This window comes from Corallococcus exercitus, from assembly GCF_003611585.1.
GTDB lineage: Bacteria > Myxococcota > Myxococcia > Myxococcales > Myxococcaceae > Corallococcus > Corallococcus exercitus.
In genome coordinates, this window is record NZ_RAVW01000062.1 from 12,207 (window position 1) to 31,012 (window position 18,806).

The following is an 18,806-nucleotide window of genomic DNA, read 5'->3' on the forward strand; positions in this document are numbered from 1 at the left end:
TCAACAGCGCGGGCACGTTATCACGGCGTGTTGTTGCTCCCCGGCTTGCGGAACACCGCCAGCGACCGCCCGGCCATCTCGAACTTCCCGGGCTTCATCTCCTCGTCGCCGCGCTTGTCGTCCGCCGTGTACAGCTCCAGCCGCCATGCGCCGCCCTCGCCCGGCGGCGGCACCGTGAAGGTCACCGTGTCGTGGTGCGCGTTGAGCAGCACCAGCAGCGAGTCCCCGCTCACGCGCTGGCCACGCTCGTCCGGCGTGGGGATGGCGTCGCCGCCCAGCAGGAACGCCAGCGAGCGCACGAAGGGCTTCTGCCAGTCCTCCGGCCCCATCTCCGAGCCGTCGGGCCGGAACCACGCCAGGTCCTTGTGCTCGGACTCCCACAGGTGCTCGCCCTGGAAGAAGCGGCGGCGCTGGAGCACCGGCTGCCCGTGGCGGAACTGGATGAGCTTGCGCGTGAACTCCAGGAGGTCCAGGCGCGTCTTGTCCAGGTTCCAGTCCACCCACGACAGCTCGTTGTCCTGGCAGTAGGCGTTGTTGTTGCCCTGCTGCGTGCGGCCCATCTCGTCGCCCGCGACAATCATCGGGACGCCCGTGGACAGGAACAGCGACGCCAGCAGGTTGCGCTTCTGGCGCTCGCGCAGGGAGATGATGTCGGTGTCGTCCGTCTCTCCCTCCACGCCGCAGTTCCACGCCTGGTTGTCATCCGCGCCGTCGCGGTTGTGCTCGCCGTTGGCCTCGTTGTGCTTGCTGCTGTACGTGACCAGGTCGTGCAGCGTGAAGCCGTCGTGCGCGGTGACGAAGTTGATGGACGCCTGCGGCCTGCGCCGCGCCGCCGCGAACAGGTCCGCGCTGCCCGTGAGCCGGTAGCCCACCTCCGCGGCCTGGTTCTCGTCGCCCTTCCAGTACTTGCGCAGCGCGTCCCGGTACTTGCCGTTCCACTCGTGCCACGGCGACGGGAAGCCGCCCACCTGGTAGCCGCCCAGTCCCACGTCCCACGGCTCCGCGATGAGCTTCACGCGGCCCAGGACGGGGTCCTGGTTGATGATCTGGAAGATGGGCGCGTTCGGGTCGTAGCCGCCCTTGCCGCTGCGGCCCAGCACCGTGGCCAGGTCGAAGCGGAACCCGTCCACGTGCATCTCCTCCACCCAGTAGCGCAAGCTGTCCACGATGAAGCGCGCCGTCTGCGGGTTGGAGGCGTTGAGGCTGTTGCCGCACCCGGTGAAGTCCAGGTAGTGCCGCGCCTCCGGCATGGTCCAGTAGTAGGACGCGTTGTCGATGCCCTTGAACGACAGCGTGGGCCCCAGGTGGTTGCCCTCGCACGTGTGGTTGTAGACGACGTCGAGGATGACCTCGATGCCCGCGGCGTGCAGCGACTTCACCATCGACTTGAACTCGGCCACCGCGCCGCCCGGCGTCTTGCGGCTGGCGTAGCGCTGCTCCGGGGAGAAGTAGTTCAGCGTGCTGTAGCCCCAGAAGTTCGACAGGCCCTTGTCGTTGAGGAACGAGTCGTCCGCGAACTCGTGCACCGGCAACAGCTCCACCGCGGTGACGCCCAGCTTCTGCAGGTGCTCGATGATGACCGGCGAGCCCAGGCCCGCGTAGGTGCCGCGCTGGTGCTCCGGCAGGCCCGGGTGGCGCATGGTGAGGCCGCGCACGTGGGCTTCGTAGATGACCGTCTTGCGCCACGGGATGTCCAGGCGCCGGTCATTGCCCCAGTCGAAGAAGTCGCTCACCACCACGCCCTTGGGCATGCCGGCCGCGCTGTCGCGCTCGTCGCGCATCAGGTCCTTCTTCGGATGGTCCAGGGGGTAGCCGAACACCGGCTGCTTCCAGTCCACCTCGCCGTGCAGCGCCTTGGCGTAGGGGTCGACGAGCAGCTTGTGCGGGTTGCAGCGGTGCCCCTTCTCCGGCTCGTAGGGCCCGTGCACGCGCAGGCCATACAGCGTCCCGGGCTCCAGGTCCGGCACGTAGCCGTGCCAGACGAACTCGGTCGTCGACGGCAGGTCGAAGCGCTCAAGCTCCTTCGTCGGGTCCGCACGGTCGAAGAGGCACACCTCCACGCGCGTGGCGACCTGTGAATAGACCGCGAAGTTGGTGCCCGAGCCGTCGAAGGTCGCGCCACGCGGCCAGGGCTTGCCCGGCCAGATCTCCCGCTTGCTGCTCATGCGTCTCACTCGATTCCGTGGGGATGGTGCCGGCGCAATGTGGGTGCGCCCCCGCGGTGCGGCAAGACGCACGGGCCCGCTGACTGTCCACCGGGCGGCGCTTTTGCAAGTGGTCGGTGCTGAAACGACCTGCCGTGTCAGGCGGCGACGGCGTGGTCCAGCGAGCGCCAGGTCCCCAGGGCCCAGTCCCGCTCATCCGGATCATCGAAACTGACCACGCACAGCGCGCGGCGGTTTCCAGAACGACATAACGCCGTCAGGCGGCACTCGCCGGGGCCCATGTGCAGGGACGCGCGGCCGCTGACGCGGGCGCCGTGGTGCTCCAGCTCCAGGGCGCGGCGCTCCGGGCTGGTGGGCGCGAGGCTGTCCTCCACGGAGTCCTCCAGCGGCAGCACGCGCACGGTGCGGCGGTGGTCCCGGGCCACCCAGCTGCCGTCGCCCAGTCGCGTCTCCGCCAGGGAGCCGGGGATGCGGATCTCCCAGCCTTCGGGGAGCGCCACCTGCACGGAGCCCCGCCGGTAGCCAATCGAAGGCCCGACGCCGGGCGACTCCAGGGCCCGGCGATGCACCTCCTCCGCGACCGTTCCGCCCATGCCCAGGTAGCCGAGCACCTCCTGCCACTCGCGCCACGGGTAGGGGAGCGTGGGGTCCTCGCGCCACGCCTGCTCCAGCAGCCGGGCCACGTCGCGCAGGCGCTGGCGCTCCTCCTCCAAGAGCGGCGAGCGCCAGACGACGTCCGTCCACAGGCGGCACAGGGCGCGCGTGAAGCGCTCGCGCGCGTCCACGCCGGGGTTCCACCAGGGGAACACGTCCATGCCCTGCCGCGGCTCCTCGTGCACGGTGCGCAGCCAGCGCTCGTCGCGGGGGCCCAGCGGCGTGAGCAGCGCGCCGGGGTGCTGGAAGGTGTGGCCAAAGCGCATGGACAGCGCGAAGCCGGAGTTGCCCAGGCTGCGCATGCGCAGCACCTGGCCCACGGAGTGCTGGAGCCACCCCAGGAAGTGCTCCTCCACCGGGCCCGCGTCGCCGGTGTGGAAGTAGCCCGTGGCGTCGCCCACGCCCACGTCCTCGTCGGGCGGAGCCCAGCTGATGCCGTGCAGGTCGCCCAGGTTCTTGAGCAGGTCCACCAGGTAGCGGTGATAGCCGGGGCCCACGGCGCTGGTCTCCGCGGACACGACGATGCGCTCCTGGGTCGCCGCGAGCAGCGACACCTCCGGCGCGGCCGGGTGCAGGCGCAGGCGCAGCACGGGAGCGCCCTGGGGACCGTCCTCGATGCGGCTGCCCTCCAGCACCCCGTCCGCCACCTGCTGGACCCACGTCTCCACGCGCCGCAGCCAGAGCAGGGGCGCCTCCGGGGGGGCGAACAGCGGGTCGCTTGCTCCTCGTCGGCCTGCCAGCAACAGCTTCATGCGGTGGATGCTCTCTCGGGTTCGGGTGCGCGCTGCCTGGACTTCTTTGGATAAGCCCCCGGCCGCTCCCTGTCACCCGGGAGAAACAGATTCCGGGGGCTGGAGGGCATGCGGGCAGGGGAGCGCCCGGTGGCGCAAAGCCCCTGTGCGCCCCACCCTGAGGGGAGAAAGGAGGCGTTCATCATGAGCAAGAAGGACGTGCTGCACATTCCCCTGGAGGGGGTGCCTCCCGCGCCGGCGCGCGAAGCCGGGACGGAGGATGAGGACCGTGAGCACCACGTGCCCTCCACCTTCGACCCGGGCGGTGGCCCCGGCAATGGGCCGGGTGACAACGGGAGCCCGCGCATCATCGAACCGGTGGGCCAGCCCTATTCGCCAGGCGTCAAGGTGACCTGATCATCCAGGCCCCGCTGTCTCCATGACCCCGCTGACGCCGCATGGGCGTCGGCGGGGTCTTGTTGTTGACGGAAGTTCGCGCGCCAGGCCGTGCGCTGGAAAAGGCGAAGCGCCCGCGACCGGTGAGGGTCACGGGCGCTTCCGGAAGTCACCGTGCCTCCGTGGGTGTCACGGCGGCAGGGGTGAAGAGGGCCTAGCGCGTGGTGCTGTTGGGCGCCATCGTGCCCGTGGAGTCCGGCGTCGGCGTGTTCATGTTGCCCTTGGCGCCGGAGCTGTTCGGGTCGAGCGTGGAGTCGTTGGGCAGGGTGCTGTCATCCGGGATGGCGCTGTCGTCCGTGGACGTGCCGGAGCCGCCCGTGCCCGGCTCGGTCATTTCGCCGTCGTGCACGCCCGGCTCGGCCTCGCCGGTGCCCGCGCCGCCGGTGCCCGGATCCATGGTGCTGTTGTCGTTGCTGGCGGGAGGCTGCGCGGATTCATCCATCGCGCCGGAGCCGCCCGTGCTGGAGTCCGAGGGAGGCATCGTCGAGTCCTGCGACGTGCTGCCCGTGTCGTAACCGGAGCCGCCGCTGCTGGGCGGCGGCGTGGTGGTGGTGCCGGAGCCGGAGGTGTCCGTCCCGGTGCCGCTGGTGTCCATGCCCGAGCCGGTGGTGGAGTCGGAGGCCGGCGTGGGTTCCGTGCCGCGCGTCGCGGACTGATCCGACTTACAGCCCGTACCGAGCGCGAGCGCACCCGCGAGAACCGCCGCCACCGTCAGCTGGGTCTTCAGGAACTTCTTCATGTGGATTCCCCCGATAGGAGTCTGACTGCTTGAAAGGTCCTGACTTCCTGCAGGACCGAAGGTGAGCAGGCCCCACGGTGTGTGCAGGGGTGGCTCATCCGCCTGCCTGCTCGGGGAACAGCGCAGGCGGGCGGAATGGGAGGGTTGCGTGTCCGTCGGAATGCGAGCGCCCTGGCCACGGGTGCATCGCCGGGCGGCTCACTGAGGGTCGCGGTCCCTGGGGAATCCGCTCAGGGGCCCACGGGGCTCCGGGTCACGTCGCCGCCACCGAGCGGCGTCACGGAGTTGCTGGACGTGTTGCTGTCCGGCGACAGCGTGGTGGGCTGGGAGCCCGTGATGCCCGGGCCCGTGATTCCGGGGGGCGTGGTGCCGGTGGCGGGAGGCAGCACCGCGCCCGTGCTGGACATCGTGCCCGTCGGAGTGCCTGGCGTCACGGTGCTGTTGGAGGCGCCCGGCAGCAGGGTGCCGGGGGTGGTCGTGGCGGGTGGCATCAGCGCGCCCGTGGTGGCGGTGGAGCCCGTCGAACCCGCCACGGTGCTGCTGGTGCCAGGAAGCACCGCGCCGGTGCCCGTCACGGTGGTGCTGGTGCTGGGCGGCACCACCGCGCCGCTGCCCGTCACGGTGGTGCTGGTGCCGGGACTGATTGGCTGGGTGCCGGGCGAGACGCCGGAGATGGACGGCTGGGCGCTGTAGGGCTGTGGAATCACCGCGCCCGTGCCCGTCGTGCCGCTGCCGCCAATGCCCGGGTTGGCCGCGCCGGTGGGGTCGCCCAGGGGCTCCGTGTACGGGTTGCCAATGGGGCTGCCCGCGGACGCGGTGGCGGGGGTGCCCGGAGGCGCCCCCGGGTTCGGCTGGCTCGTGGTGATGGCGGCCGCGGAGTTCGGATCCACCTGGGCGTTCGCGGTGCCCAGCGCCAGGGTGCTGGCCGCCAGGCTCATCCAGATCCATTGCTGAGACATCGTCCCGCTCCTTTCCGGTGTGCACGGCCGGGCGGACGGTGGCTCGGCCTAATGGGAGGGCGTGGGCCGATGAGGACCCTGGCCTTCCTTCATGAGGTGCTCACCCCGGGGACGCGGGGAAACCGCACGGTGGCGCCGCTTGCGCTCGGAGAGCACCAGCAGCAGCGCCGGGAAGGTCACCAACATGATGAGCAGGTTCATGCCGAACCCCACGTTCGCCAGGGCGCCAATGGAGTTGAGGCCCGGATGGTCCGCGAGGAGCAGCGCGCCGAAGCCCACCGCGCTCGTGAGCAGGCCGCCGCAGATGGCCTTGCCCGTCTCCGAATACACCTGCACGAAGTCGCTGCTCGGCGACGCGAGCCGCGTGATGAGGTGCACGCCCGCGTCCACCGTCGTCCCGATGAGCACCGGGATGACCAGGATGTTGAGGTAGTTGAACTCCATGTGCAGCAGCGGCATCAGCCCCAGCACCGCGAACAGCGACACCACGGTGGGCATCAGGCACAGGAGCGCGGTGCGCAGGCCGCCCAGCGTGATCCACATGGCCACCAGCACCGTGAGCATGGAGCCCAGCAGGATGAACGGCGCCTCGTGCGCCACCGTGTCGAAGATGTCCGCCTGCACCAGCGCCTCGCCCGCCACCACCGCGGCCCGGCCGTCCGGCAGCCTCACCCCACGCACCTCCTTCGCCAGCCGGCGCATGGCCTGGCCGTCGGACTGATCCGCGGACGGATACACCAGCACGAAGCCGGTGCCCGGGCCGCCGCGTCCCTCGAACTGCTGGCGCACGCTGCGCGGCAGGTCCGCCTCGGTGAAGGGCTTCGCCTCCACCTGCCCGCGCAGCTCCGTCAGCTGCTGGCGCTGCTGGGGGGTGAGCTGCCCTTCGGGCACGCCCTTCAGCAGCTTCCCGATGTCCTTCAGGATGGCCTGCTTCTCCTCCTGCCGCTCCGGCACGAGGCTCGTGAGCGCCGCGACGAAATCCACCGTGGAGTTCGCGCCCCGCTGCTGCTTGCGCGCCTGGAGCTGCTGCACGACCGCCGCCTCCTCGGCGCGGGAGTTCGTGAGCACCACCAGCGGGACCTGCGAGTAGCCGATGAGCTGGTTGACGGCGCGGTCCAGGACGAACGAGTCCAGGCGCTGGTCCTGCAACGACGAGATGTCGTAGTCGAACCGCAGGCGCGGAAGCTGCGTGAGCAGGCCCGCCACGACGAGCACGGACACGGCGGTGAGCAGCCCGCGCCGGTGGGTGATGATGCGGCCCAGCGGGGCCTCCGTCGTCTCCGTGGAGGAGGCTCGTGGCCTCCAGCCCCAGCGCGACACCAGCCCCAGCACCGCCGGCAGCACCACCACGTACGCGAGGACGAGCACCAGCATGCCCACGCCCGCGATGACGCCGAACTCGCGGAACGCCCGGAGCTGGGAGGTGCCCAGCACGAAGAAGGTGAGCGCCGCCACCAGCGCGGACACCAGCGCCGCGCCCCCCGTGTGCGTGAACGCCTCGCGCGTGGACGCCTCGGAGGACCTCCCCTCTCCGCGCAGGGCGAGGTAGCGGCCCAGCAGGTGGATGCCGTGCTCCACGCCCAGGCCGCCCAGGATGGCGCCCAGGAAGGCGGTCAGCAGGTTGACCCGCCCGTACGCCACGCCCACCAGGCCATACGTCCACGCGAGCCCCGCGCCCACCGGCGCCAGCACCATCGCCACCGACAGCACGCTGCGGAAGTGCAGCAACAGGTAGAGCAGCACCAGCACCGTGGCCACCGTCGAGGACACCGCCACGTCGCGGGTGATCTGCGCCTGCTGATCCATCTTCTTCTGGAAGGAGCCGGTGATCTCCGTGTGGAAGCCGGGGCCGTACTTCGACAGGTGCTGCTGTCGCAGCAGGCCCTGCACCTCCCCGACGATCTTCGTCGAGAAGGTGAGGTCCGCGGACGACGTCTCCGGCTTGGCCAGCACCACCACGCGGCGCGCGGCGGGATCCAGGTAGTAGTCACTGGGATGGCTGGACAGGCGCGTCACCGCGCCGCCGGCGTACTTCTTCTCGATGTCGCTGAAGTCCAGCGACGGGGCCGGTTCGTCATCCAGTGAAACAAAGAGCGGATTGGCGCGCTGCCGCTCCCACGTGAGGCGCGCGTCGATGCGGCGCTCCACCTCCTTCAAATCTTCTGGCGACAGGAAGTAGAGCGCATGGCTCTTGAAGAAGCTGCTGGGGCGGGTGATCTCCACGTAGCGGATGCCCGGCAGCGCCTCCAGCTTCGGCGCCAGGTCGTCCGCGAACCGCTGGAGCTGCGCCGGATCCGCGTCCTCGCCCACCACCACCACCCACCCCTGTGCACCGAAGCGCTCCTCCAGGGAGTGGATGGCCTGCACGCTCTCGAAGGAGTCCGGTAGCAGGGCCACCAGGTTCGCGTTGAGGGACAGGTGGCGAGCGGACAGCAGGCCCACGACGGACAGCAGGAGCGCGCAGACGAGCGCGATGACGGGGCGGCGGTGGTTGTGCGCGGCCAGCGCACCCATCGTGCGCTCCACCCGGTGCATCCACGTGCGCTCCGCTGGTGAAGACGGGGGTGAGGCCATGGACCGTGCTCCCTGGGCGCCTGCCTCCTGGCAGGGCCCGTGTCGGAGCAAAAGCTGGCCATGCCTCAGACCCCTGGCACCACGGCGCGACAGGGGAACCCGCCCGAACGCCCGAGACCCAGAGGCATGGGGCAAAATGCCTCAAGGCTCAGAGGGAAGCGGATCCCCTGGCATGACGCGCGCGGGGGCGGCATACATGGCGCGGTTTGTTCATGCTTCGTTTGTTCCCCGCGCCGGGCATGCGGCCGGCGGAGGCCCCGGGGCGATGCCTGGACGCACGGTGGCTCGGGGCATATACGCGTGAGCAGCCCGGTTCGTTCGGGCTCAAGGTTGCCCTGGCCGTCACGGCGCGGGCTTTCAGCAGGAAATCACATCCATGAGTGAGACGCGGTGGTCCGGACGGTTCGAGTCGGCGATGGGCTCCCTGGCGGCCCGCAGCCACCAGCGGCCCTGGGTGGCGCTGTTCGTGACGCTGGTGCTGACGGGCCTGGGCGCCTTCTTCGCGCGAGACCTGCGCCTCAACGCGGACCTGGCGAACCTGTTGCCCAAGTCGTTCCAGTCCGTGCAGGACCTGGAGAAGCTGCGCACGCGCTTCGGCGGCATGGGCAACGTGGTGGTGGCCGGCATCGGCGCGGAGCCGGAGCAGCTCAAGCAGTTCGTGGATGACATGGCGCCGAAGCTGGCGACGCTGTCGGAGATCCGCTTCGTCAACGCCCAGCGGCCCAGCCAGTTCTTCGACGAGCACGGCCTCTACTACGTGGACCTGCCGGACCTGAAGACCATCGAGGAGCGCATCGACGCGCGCTTCGCCTGGGAGAAGGAGCAGGCCAACCCGCTCTTCGTGCGGCTGGAGGAGGAGCCCCCTCCGTCGCTGGACTTCAGCGACATCCAGAAGAAGTACACCGGCGGCGCGAACATGCGGCTCGCGGGGCAGGGCGGCCTGTACTACCTGGATCCGCAGGAGCGCATGGTGGTGATGCTGCTCAAGGCCCGGGGCTCGTCCGCGGACCTGGGCTACTCCAAGACGGTCATCGCCCAGGTGCAGGACTACCTGGCGAAGCAGGACCTGTCGAAGTACGGCCCCGGCTTCCACACGGAGATCACCGGCACGTTCAAGAAGAAGATCGACCAGCAGGCGGTCATCACCGGCGACCTGGCGCGCGCGTCCACGCTGGCGCTGGTGCTGCTGCTGGCCTACCTCGTCTTCCACTTCCGCAGCGCGCTGTCCGTGGGCCTCACCATGGTGCCGGTGATCGCCGGCCTCGCGTGGACCTACGGCTTCGTGGGCGTGGCGTACGGGCAGGTGAACCTGCTCACGGGCTTCCTCGCCGCGGTGTTGGGCGGCCTGGGCGTGGAGCACGGCATCCACCTGTTGGGGCGGTGGGGCACGCTGCGCTCGGAGGGCATGACGTCGGAGGAGGCGGTGCGTGAGACGTTCCGGCACACGGGCTTCTCCGCGCTCATCTCCGCGCTGGTGGCGGCGCTCACGTTCCTGAGCCTGTCGCTGTCGGAGTTCAGGGCGTTCCACGAGTTCGGTGTCATCGCGGCGGTGGGCATGCTGGTGAGCGTGGCGTCCTACCTGCTCATCCTGCCGGCGCTGCTGGGGCTGGTGTCGCGCGTGGGCTGGGTGCCGCGCGAGCACCAGTCGCAGTCGGGGCCCATGGCGATCCTGGCGCGCTTCCTGCCGCGCCGCTACCGCGCGGTGACGCTGGTCATTGGCGTGGCGCTGGTGGGGCTCATCAGCCAGGCGTACCGGGTGAGCTTCAACTACGACTCCACGAAGCTGGATGACGTGTCGCTGCCGAGCGTGCGGCTGGACCGGCGCATCGACCACATCCTGGGCTATTCAGCGACGCCGGTGGTGGTGCTGACGGACACGGAGGCGATGGAGCGCGAGGTGGTGAACCAGCTCCAGGCGCGCAAGGCGAAGTTCGGCAAGGACTCCACCATCGACTTCGTGGGCGCGCTGGAGGACCTGGTGCCCCAGCACCAGGAGGAGAAGCACGCGCTGCTCCAGTCCATCCACAAGAAGCTCCAGCGCATCGACCCGGCGCGCGTGGACAAGGCCCAGCGCGACGACCTGGTGCGCGCGGTGAGGATGACGGCCGCGAAGCCCTTCACGCGCGAGGACCTGCCGGTGGGCCTGCGCCGCCAGTTCGAGCCCGCGGCCGGCCAGAAGGGCGGCGTGGTGCTGGTCTACGCGAACGTGAGCCTGTCGGACGGCATCGGCACGCGGCGCTTCACCAAGGAGGTGCGCAACCTCCAGATGCCGGACGGCAGCCAGGTGTCCGCGGCGGGCGAGGCGCTCATCCTGGCGGACATCCTGGACATGGTGGCCTCCGAAGGGCCGCGCATCCTGGTGGCGGCGGTCATCAGCGTCTTCCTGGCGATGTGGCTGACGCTGGGCTCCTTGCGCAACGCGCTCATCTGCATGCTGCCCACGCTGCTCTCCATCGCGGCGCTGGTGGGCCTGATGGCCCTCATGGGCCTGCAGTTCAACTACCTGAACATCGTGGTCATCCCGGTGCTCATCGGGACGACGGTGGACGCGGGCGTGCACCTGATTGAACGCCTGGGCGAACCGGGTGCGGACTTCACCACGGTGTACGCGGAGACGGGCCGGGCCATCACCGGCGGCCTGCTCACCAGCGCCATCGGCTTCCTGGCGCTCGTGTTCGCCAAGCACCCGGGCCTCAACTCCATTGGCGACCTGGCCAACCTGGGCTTCGCGGTGAACATGGTCATCGTCCTGGTGGGCTTCCCGGCGCTGCTGCTGCTGGTGGACCGCTGGCGCAACAAGCACAGCGCCGCCACCACCCCTGCCAGCGGCGACGGAACCGAGCACCCCGCCGAGAGCTGAAGCGCGAAAGCGGACGTTGCAGGCAAGGAGGCCCCGGCACATCCCGCCGGGGCCTTTTTCATTGCGCCGGAGGGGCCAGGGCCGTTCCGCAAGCCGACACTGCGGAGAGACGAACGGGCATGGGCGCCCGGGAGTCCCCGGCCCCAGCTTCATCCTGCATGGGGCGCCCATACTTCAGACATCAAGCCGGCCGGATGTTCGAGAACGCCTTCATGGAGGCGGCCTCGAAGCTGCACCCCGCGGTGCCGGTCCTCCTCTACGTCCCGCTCACGGCGGGCCTGCTGGGGTGGAGCCTGTACTCGGGACGGACGACGGTGGGGGCGAGCGTGCTCTTCGTCCCGCTGGGGCTGCTGACGTGGATTGTCATGGAGTACTGCGTCCACCGGTTCTTCTTCCACTGGGAGGGCAAAGGCCCGCTCACCCGGCGGGTGCATGAGATTGCCCACGGCTACCACCACAAGTACCCGGACGACGCCCAGCGCCTGGTGATGCCGCTCATCGTGACCCTCCCGCTGTCGTCCCTCATCGGCGGGCTGCTGTGGTGGGTGGGCCACCCGGTGCAGACGATTCCGTACTTCGTGGGCATCGTCTGGGGCTACGTGACCTACGACACCCTCCATTGGGCCACGCACCACCGCACGCCGCGCACGGCCTGGGGCAAGGCGCTGCGCGCGCACCACATGGCGCACCACTTCGCGACGCCGGACCGCAACTTCGGCATCAGCAACAGGTGGATGGACACCCTGATGGGCAGCGGCGGACGGGCCCCCAAGCGCTCCGGGAAGGACGCGTCAGGCGAGGACACCCACTCCGGGGCCCGCTCTAGCGCGAAGGCGTGAGGCGGCGACGCCCGCTGCCTACGCAGCCTGCTCCGGCACGCCCGTCCATGCGGCCACGAAGTCCGCGAGTCCCCGCAGCTGCCGGTCGTTCAGCGTCGCCTGCCAGCGCGCGTGGCGCACCGCCCGGTACGCCTCCGGCGCGTCCCAGCCGCGCGCCACCATCACCGCAAGCCCCATCAGCGGTCCGCGGCCCACGCCGTGCTCGCAGTGCGCGTACAGCACGCCGCCCGCGTCCAGCCGGGGCAGCGCCCAGCGCACCCCTTGCGAGAGCTGCTCCACCGACGGCGGATGGCGGTCCGTCACCGGCAGGCTCAAGAGCTCGATGCCCAGCGCCGCCAGCGCCTCGCGGTCGTCGCAGCGCTCCGCGCGCAGGTCGATGACGCAGGTGATGCCCCGGGCCTTCAGCTCGCCGTAGCGCGCGCGGGGCACGCTGCCGCCCACGTGCAGCCACGCGTTCACCTGGGACACGTTGAGCGCGCGCTTGCCGGGGAGCTTGGTGGTCCACTCCACCCCGCGCGCCACCACCCGCAGCACCTGCTTGCGCACGAACCCCCGGACCCCGGGGACGTGATGCACCGACCGCAGCAACGACTCGCTCACGCTGAAGACCCCTGCCGGCTACTCGCCTTCCATCGACACTTCCATCAACCCCTCCACCGGCGCCTTGCCCGGACGCTCCATCACGCCGCGCAGCAGGTACGTCACCGGCGAGCCCACCACCGGCCGCACCAGCCCGCCCAGCATGCCCAGCGACTCCACCGGCGCGCTGCGCTGGAGGAGGGAGGTGCCGCGCAACGTCAGTGCCGGCTTTCCGTCGCGGTCGGTGAACTCCGCCCGCCACGTGCTCTTCGCCTTCTCACCCGTCTGCGTGAGCGTGAAGGACTCCAGGAGCTTCGCGTCCCCCTTGTCCTCCCAGACGTACACGGGCGCGTAGTCGCCTTCCTGCCCTTCACGCCCCAGCACCACCGCGTACGGCGGGCCCTTGAGCGCGCGGAAGCGCACCCAGCGCTTCGCCAGCTTCGCCGGCGCCACCGTGCTGCGCGAGTGGTCCACGTACCCGCCGCCCTTCAGCGTCACCGCCTCCCGCAGGGGCACGCGGAGCGACACCTTCACGGGGCTGCCGGCCACCAGCACCTCGTGGCGGTAGCGGTCCTTGCCGTTGTCCACCACGGAGCCCTCCGGCGACCACGGCTCGGGCTTGCGCGCGTACTCCAGCTTCACCCGGCCGTTGTCCAGGGGCGCCTCCACCGTCAGGCCCGTGTCCGTGACCCGGGCGGAGCACTCGCCCATGGTGAGCATGTCCAGGGCCGGGTCGTAGCCCCAGTCACTCGCCCCCATGCGCTTCTGCGGCGACCAGACGGGCTTGCCCGGCTGCAGCACCGTGGCGCGGCAGATGCCCGTGCGCGACCCCGGGCCGATGTTCGTCACCGTCAGGTTCACGGTCACGTAGGTGCCGTCGTCCGTGTCCGCCACGAAGGTGAAGCTCTCTCCGTACCGGTCGCTGGAGTTGTAGGACAACCCCAGCACGCCGCCCGCCGCCGCCACCCCTGGAAGCGAAAGCAGGGCCCCCACCAGCAGGGCCCTCAAGCCGCGGGCGCGCGTTTCACGCCGCATGGGGCCTCTGCTCCAGGAGCTCGTCCGAGGAGTTGTCGTTGAAGACGTAGTCGCGCTGCAGGGGCAGGTTCCACGCGAAGTAGACCACCCCGCGCACCACCCACCAGCCCAGCGTGTACGCCAGCTGCGGGTGCAGCGTGAGCAGCGCCACGCCGCCCGCGTTGAGCATCGCGCTGGTCGCGCTCACCAGCGTGTAGCGCGCCAGTTGCGGCGCCACCGCCCCGCGGCTGCGGAAGGTGATGACCCGGTTGATGGAGTAGTTCACCACGCCGCCCAGCACGCAGCCGGCCACCGTGGCCCACACCGGGGAGAGGCCTCCCCACTCCACCATGCCCAGCACCGCGACGAAGTCCACCGCCGTGGCGATGGCGCCCGCCGCCGCGTTGAAGCCGAACAGCGCCACGCCCGAGCGCGGCTGCACCGGCTTCTTCGGCGTCAGCGCCCGCACCAGCGTGCGGAAGCGCGACACCGCCGTGACGTTGCTCAGGATGGCGACGAAGACGAGGCCCGCCACCGCCAGCCAGTGCATGGGGTGCTTCTGCTCCGGCCAGAACAGCGCCTCCAGGATGGGCGACAGCGCCGTGCCCACGCCCAGGAACAGCACCCGCTCCAGCCGCTGCATCGCGCCGTCGCGCACGCTCACGCCCAGGCCTTCACCCTTGGCGCGCACGTACGGCACCAGCGAGGAGCCCAAGAGCGCCCCCAGCGCGGGCAAGAGCACCCAGCTGTCCCGGTAGTACCAGGCCAGGCCCATCAGCATCGCGGAGTCCACGTAGCGGTCCAGCACGGAGTCCAGCGCCGCGCCCGCGGGGTTGGCCTCCTTGCGGGTGCGCGCCACGCGGCCGTCCATCACGTCCAGCACGCCCGCCAGCAGGAACAGCCAGCCGCCCAGCGCGAAGCGGCCCGCCGCCACCGCCACGCCGGACGACACGCCCAGCAGGCCCGACAGCATGGACAGCGCGTTGGCCGGAAGGCCGGAGCGCAGGAGCACCCGCCACAGCGGCTGGATGACCCAGAAGAAGTAGTGGCGCAGGAAGAAGCCCACCAGCACCGACTTGCCGCGCGTCAGCGTCTCCGCGTCTCTTGGGATGCCCTTGATGGCGCACCGGATACAGAAGAGCACCAGCCCCACCAGGAAGTAGGCGATCGCCAGGAGCGCGGGCGCCAGGGCGGTCCAGATGCGCGCCGAGGGGGACAGGTCTCCACTCAGCAAGGCCAGGACGTTGTCATGCACGGGTGTTTCCTCCAGACGGCAGGGGCACGGGCGCCACTGCTGGCGCTGCCAGGGCCCGTCTTGCGAAGACAGCCCTCACGACGACGAAGGCCACGACCGCCGCGGTGACTCCCGCGAGCACGTCGAGGATGTAGTGGTGCGTGAGGTACACGGCGGAAAAGGCGACGAGCAACGCGAACAGGCTGTTGGCCACCCGCCACGCGGGGCCCTTGTGCCAGAGCACCAGCACCATCATCAGCGGGTAGGCCGCGTGCAGCGACGGCATGGCGCCGAAGACGTTGGGGTTTCGCCCGTAGAAGTTCGCGAAGTAGTGGATGCCGAAGAAGGCATCGAAGCGCGCGGTGCCCGCCGGACTGGGTGGCGCCGCCAGGTTCGCGAGCCCCGGCCCGTACTTCAGGACGTACCAGGGGGGCGCCGCGGGGTAGAGGACGTAGATGACCACGCCCATGGCGTTCACCAGGAGGAACGTCCAGCAGAGCTGTTCGAAGCGCACGTCCTTCTTGAAGAAGAACCAGAGCGCCGCGAGGAACACCTGGTAGATGTAGGCCGCGTAGGCGAAGCCGCACAGCAGGTCCAGGACCGTGTTCGGGTGACGCGACCACCACTCGGGCCAGTGCGTGCCGCCCGGGGCCGGGAACAGCAGCTTCTCCAGGTTCCACAGGTCGCCCGTGTGGATGGTGCCGCGCAGGCCCAGCCACAGCGACTGGCTGTCCAAAATCATGCCGGTGAGCCACAGCGGGAACGCGCCGCGGAGGAACCGCCGCGGGCCGGCGCCGGACCAGGCCAGCACCACCAGCAGCAGATCCGCCGCGACGTGCTCCCACCGGACTCTTCCGGTGGAGACCACCAACGCGAAGTGGCCCGCCGCCAGGACGGTGACGAGCCACTTGAACGCGGAGGCGTTCTTATCGGGAGAGCGGGAGGTCATCCCCGTAGTAGTCCAGCCCCAGGTGGGTGATGGGCTCTTCGCCCGCGACGACGCGCAGCGTGTTCTTCAGCTTGGTCAGCTGGATGAACAGGTCGTGCTCCACGGGCAGCCCCGGGTGCGCCATGGGGCTCTTGAAGTAGAAGGACATCCACTCCTGGATGCCGCGCCACTCCAGCCGCTTGGCCAGGTCCATGAACAGCGCGATGTCCAGCACCAGCGGCGCCGCCAGGATGGAGTCGCGGCAGAGGAAGTTGACCTTGATCTGCATCGGGTAGCCCAGCCACCCGGTGATGTCGATGTTGTCCCAGCCCTCCTTCGCGTCGCCGCGGGGCGGGTAGTAGTGGATCGACACCTTGTGCGAGTACTTGTTGTACAGCTCCGGGTACAGGTCCGGCTGCAGGATGGTGTCGAGCACGCTCGACTTGGTCACTTCCTTGGCCTTGAAGGCCTGGGGATCATCCAGCACCTCGCCGTCGCGGTTGCCCAGGATGTTGGTGGAGAACCATCCCTCCAGGCCCAGCATGCGCGCCTTGAGCGCGGGCGCGATGACCGTCTTCATCATCGTCTGGCCGCTCTTGAGGTCACGGCCCGCGACGGGCACGCCCTCCTGCTTGGCCATCTCCTGCAGCGCAGGCGTGTCCACGGCGGCGTTCGGCGTCCCGTTGGCGAACGGCACGCCCTCCTTGATGGCCGCGTAGGTGTAGAGCGCCGTGGGGTTGATGTCCGGGCTGTTGCTGTCCAGCGCCTTCTCGAAGTTGGCCAGCGTCTGGAACGCCTCCGGCAGCGGGCGGAAGGTCTCCACGCTGCTGCACACCACCATCACGGCGCGCTTGGCGTTGAGCTCCTTCTTGAAGTCCCGGATGTCCTGGCGGATGGCCTCGATGCTCTCGCGGTGCGTCTTCGTGGCCTTGATGTGGTTCGCCGTGATGCGGCGCACGAACTCGGGGTCGTGCACGCCCGGCTTCGGCTTGATGCCCTGCAGGAAGGGCTTCACCTGCTCCAGGTGCTTGTCGCTCAGCACGCCCGAGCGCACGGCCACCTGGTAGGCGTCCTCGCTGATGATGTCCCACGCGCCGAAGACGACGTCCTCCAGCGTGGCCAGCGGCACCAGCTCATTGAGCTTCACGGTGCGGCCGTCGGTGCGCTTGCCCAGACGGGCGGTGCCCATCTGCGTGAGCGAGCCGATGGGGGCGCCCTTGCCCTGCCGCGCCAGCTCCACACCCGCCATCAGCGTGGTGGACACCGCGCCCAGGCCCGGGATGAGCACCGCCAGCTTGCCCTCGGGCTTCGCGACCTTCTTCTTGTTCTCCATCGTCCTGATTCCTTCGAAAGGCGGGAAATTCGCTCCGCCCGTATGAGCGTCTCCGAGTCCGTCCATCCGGCGCCGGCACGCTGCCGGACGGAAGGTGGAAAATCTCGAAAGCGGATGGTTGATACTCTAAACCGTCTGTCACTTCAACGTGATGTGAGGACGGTTTGCCGCTCGTACCACGGCGTCGCCCGGTGCATGACTCGGGCCGGGGGGGCGCTACAAGCCAGGACGAACGGCGCTGTCAGAGAAACAGCATCCGAGAGGCAAAAGTCTTACCCACCGCGGCAGGCTCCCTCGGGGGCGCTCGCCGGGTGGGTCAAGGTGGTACGGGTCTGAGCCTGTCCTGCTTTCACGCACACCCTGACACGCATGTCAGGTTTTGAGAGCGTGGGAACCGCCGGCCTTCCGGCGGCCCCGTTCGGGTTCCCGGTCAGTTGTGGCGGGGGGCGCCCCGGTCGAGCTTCTGGTTGTCGCCCGGGTGGTACTTCTCGCCGGTGAGGACGGCTTTCACGAACCCGACCAGCTGGACCATCTTGCTGTTGGGCGTGTCCCAGTACTCGGCCTTCTCGACGGAGACGCGCAGCAGGGCGAGGTTCGGATCATCCAGCCCCTGGGGGAACCAGGCCTTGAGGGACGGGTTCCACAGCTCCTTCGCCTTGGCCTTGTCGTGGATCAGCGCGCAGCGGCCGCTGACGGACACGTACCGGTCCCGCGTGGGGTCGGAGTAGGCGAGGCTGACGTGGTGGTCCTTCTGCACCTCGTCCACCTTGTGGGTGTGGTCGTTGGTGAAGAACCACAGCTCGCCGTCGAAGTTCTTGTCGTAGGTCCACATCGGCCGGCTGCGCAGGCTGCCGTCGGTGTCGACGGTCGTCATCATCGCGACCTTGATGCCGTGGATGAGCTTGCCCAGGTGCTCCACCACGTCCTGCGGAGTCTTCGTCGTCGTCGTCATGTGCTCGCCTCCCCTTGGGGGTTGAAGGTAGGCAGCGCTCGGGCGGGGAACACCGTCCGTGCGGGCGGGTCGGCACCAGGGCAGCCGGGCGTGTGATAGGGGGCGTGCCGGGCCGGCTCGCTTGTTTCTCCCTTGGGAACGAGGCGTGACGCCCGGGGAGCGACACGAATGCTGAAGACCGCGTGGAACGAGTGGAGCCTGAAGGCGCTGCAGCTGGAGACGGCGCTGCTGGCGCTGGAGGAGATCGAACTGCCGGACGCGATGCACGCGCTCCAGGATGCGGCCCAGGAGAAGCTGCTGGAGCTGGCGCGGGCGTGGCACAAGACGCAGCCGGCGAAGGAGCCGCGCCAGTGGAAGCGCGAGGAGACCGCCGGCGGCACTCCGCGCGACGAGGAGCTGGCGGACCTGGTGAAGGGCTTCCGCGAGGACGGCAAGACGTGGACGCTCTACCGGCTCACCAGCGACAAGAAGGAAGTGGTGGAGACGGTGGTGTCCGAAGGGCGCGCGTGCATGGCCGCGGGCGGCGAGTACTACCTGGGCCAGTGGGACGCGGAGGAGGGCGTGCTGGAGGTGGGGCGCGACGACGAGGCCGGCGAGCCCGGCACCGGGCTGGTGCTGGAGCCCGGCGGGGAGCTGCGCTACACGCCGTCGCCTGACTTGTAGTCCGCGCTGATCAGGACTCGAAGAGCTTCACCATCCGCGCGCGCAGCTTGTCATCCGGCAGCCGTCCGAAGCCCGCCTTCACGTTGTCCTCCAGGTGGGCGGGGTCGGACGTGGCGGGGATGGGGC

General features: G+C 69.8%; 15 protein-coding genes. 4 read left to right on the forward strand and 11 right to left on the reverse strand.

Annotated elements, in window-relative coordinates; all coding sequences use genetic code 11:
- Positions 1 to 20: 20 nt before the first annotated feature.
- Together glgX and D7W79_RS10800 are read right to left on the reverse strand one after the other, a co-directional pair.
- Positions 21 to 2,165 (reverse strand): glycogen debranching protein GlgX, encoded by a 2,145-nt coding sequence (glgX, locus tag D7W79_RS10795; protein ID WP_120525277.1) that lies wholly within the window; start codon positions 2,163 to 2,165, stop codon positions 21 to 23.
- Positions 2,166 to 2,302: 137 nt separating this feature from the next.
- Positions 2,303 to 3,571 carry a hypothetical protein gene (locus D7W79_RS10800; RefSeq protein ID WP_120525278.1) on the reverse strand — a complete coding sequence of 423 codons (1,269 nt, stop codon included), beginning with the start codon at positions 3,569 to 3,571 and terminating at the stop codon, positions 2,303 to 2,305.
- 183 nt (positions 3,572 to 3,754) lie between these two features.
- On the opposite strand from D7W79_RS10800, the gene D7W79_RS10805 reads away from it, so the two are divergent.
- The gene (locus tag D7W79_RS10805) at positions 3,755 to 3,967 is read left to right on the forward strand and encodes a hypothetical protein (protein WP_171433315.1); all 213 of its coding nucleotides are present in this window, start codon (positions 3,755 to 3,757) and stop codon (positions 3,965 to 3,967) included.
- Between the two features lie 193 nt (positions 3,968 to 4,160).
- Here the strand turns inward: D7W79_RS10805 and D7W79_RS10810 are convergent, their stop codons facing one another.
- The 3 genes from D7W79_RS10810 to D7W79_RS10820 all read right to left on the reverse strand — a co-directional run bounded on the left by D7W79_RS10810 (position 4,161) and on the right by D7W79_RS10820 (position 8,278).
- Entirely contained in the window at positions 4,161 to 4,745 is a 585-nt protein-coding gene (locus D7W79_RS10810; RefSeq protein WP_120525280.1) for a hypothetical protein, read from the reverse strand.
- A gap of 230 nt (positions 4,746 to 4,975) precedes the next feature.
- Positions 4,976 to 5,704 carry a hypothetical protein gene (locus D7W79_RS10815; RefSeq protein ID WP_147441881.1) on the reverse strand — a complete coding sequence of 243 codons (729 nt, stop codon included), beginning with the start codon at positions 5,702 to 5,704 and terminating at the stop codon, positions 4,976 to 4,978.
- Between the two features lie 48 nt (positions 5,705 to 5,752).
- Positions 5,753 to 8,278, reverse strand: coding sequence for an efflux RND transporter permease subunit (locus tag D7W79_RS10820; protein ID WP_244221705.1), 2,526 nt, complete (start codon positions 8,276 to 8,278; stop codon positions 5,753 to 5,755).
- 376 nt (positions 8,279 to 8,654) lie between these two features.
- Between D7W79_RS10820 and D7W79_RS10825 the strand changes: the two genes are divergently transcribed.
- Complete coding sequence (locus D7W79_RS10825; protein WP_120525282.1) at positions 8,655 to 11,138, forward strand: efflux RND transporter permease subunit; 2,484 nt, start codon at positions 8,655 to 8,657, stop codon at positions 11,136 to 11,138.
- A 194-nt stretch (positions 11,139 to 11,332) separates the two neighbouring features.
- Entirely contained in the window at positions 11,333 to 11,977 is a 645-nt protein-coding gene (locus D7W79_RS10830; RefSeq protein ID WP_120525283.1) for a sterol desaturase family protein, read from the forward strand.
- 18 nt (positions 11,978 to 11,995) lie between these two features.
- Here D7W79_RS10830 and D7W79_RS10835 read toward each other — a convergent pair whose 3' ends face one another.
- The 6 genes from D7W79_RS10835 to D7W79_RS10860 form a co-directional block, all read right to left on the reverse strand.
- Positions 11,996 to 12,577: a protein-tyrosine phosphatase family protein gene (locus tag D7W79_RS10835; RefSeq protein ID WP_120525284.1), complete on the reverse strand. Its 582-nt coding sequence runs from the start codon at positions 12,575 to 12,577 to the stop codon at positions 11,996 to 11,998.
- 18 nt (positions 12,578 to 12,595) lie between these two features.
- Complete coding sequence (locus tag D7W79_RS10840; protein ID WP_120525285.1) at positions 12,596 to 13,591, reverse strand: hypothetical protein; 996 nt, start codon at positions 13,589 to 13,591, stop codon at positions 12,596 to 12,598.
- Positions 13,581 to 14,825 (reverse strand): GtrA family protein, encoded by a 1,245-nt coding sequence (locus tag D7W79_RS10845; protein WP_120525286.1) that lies wholly within the window; start codon positions 14,823 to 14,825, stop codon positions 13,581 to 13,583. The genes D7W79_RS10840 and D7W79_RS10845 overlap by 11 nt, the downstream gene beginning before the upstream one ends.
- On the reverse strand, positions 14,818 to 15,753 hold the full coding sequence (locus tag D7W79_RS10850; protein ID WP_120525287.1) for a phosphatase PAP2 family protein: 936 nt from the start codon (positions 15,751 to 15,753) through the stop codon (positions 14,818 to 14,820). The genes D7W79_RS10845 and D7W79_RS10850 overlap by 8 nt, the downstream gene beginning before the upstream one ends.
- Positions 15,731 to 17,065: an inositol-3-phosphate synthase gene (locus tag D7W79_RS10855; RefSeq protein ID WP_120525288.1), complete on the reverse strand. Its 1,335-nt coding sequence runs from the start codon at positions 17,063 to 17,065 to the stop codon at positions 15,731 to 15,733. The genes D7W79_RS10850 and D7W79_RS10855 overlap by 23 nt, the downstream gene beginning before the upstream one ends.
- Positions 17,066 to 17,495: 430 nt before the next feature.
- Positions 17,496 to 18,017, reverse strand: coding sequence for a pyridoxamine 5'-phosphate oxidase family protein (locus tag D7W79_RS10860; protein ID WP_120525289.1), 522 nt, complete (start codon positions 18,015 to 18,017; stop codon positions 17,496 to 17,498).
- Between the two features lie 168 nt (positions 18,018 to 18,185).
- Between D7W79_RS10860 and D7W79_RS45710 the strand changes: the two genes are divergently transcribed.
- The gene (locus tag D7W79_RS45710) at positions 18,186 to 18,680 is read left to right on the forward strand and encodes a hypothetical protein (protein WP_120525290.1); all 495 of its coding nucleotides are present in this window, start codon (positions 18,186 to 18,188) and stop codon (positions 18,678 to 18,680) included.
- The last annotated feature ends 126 nt before the right edge of the window (positions 18,681 to 18,806 follow it).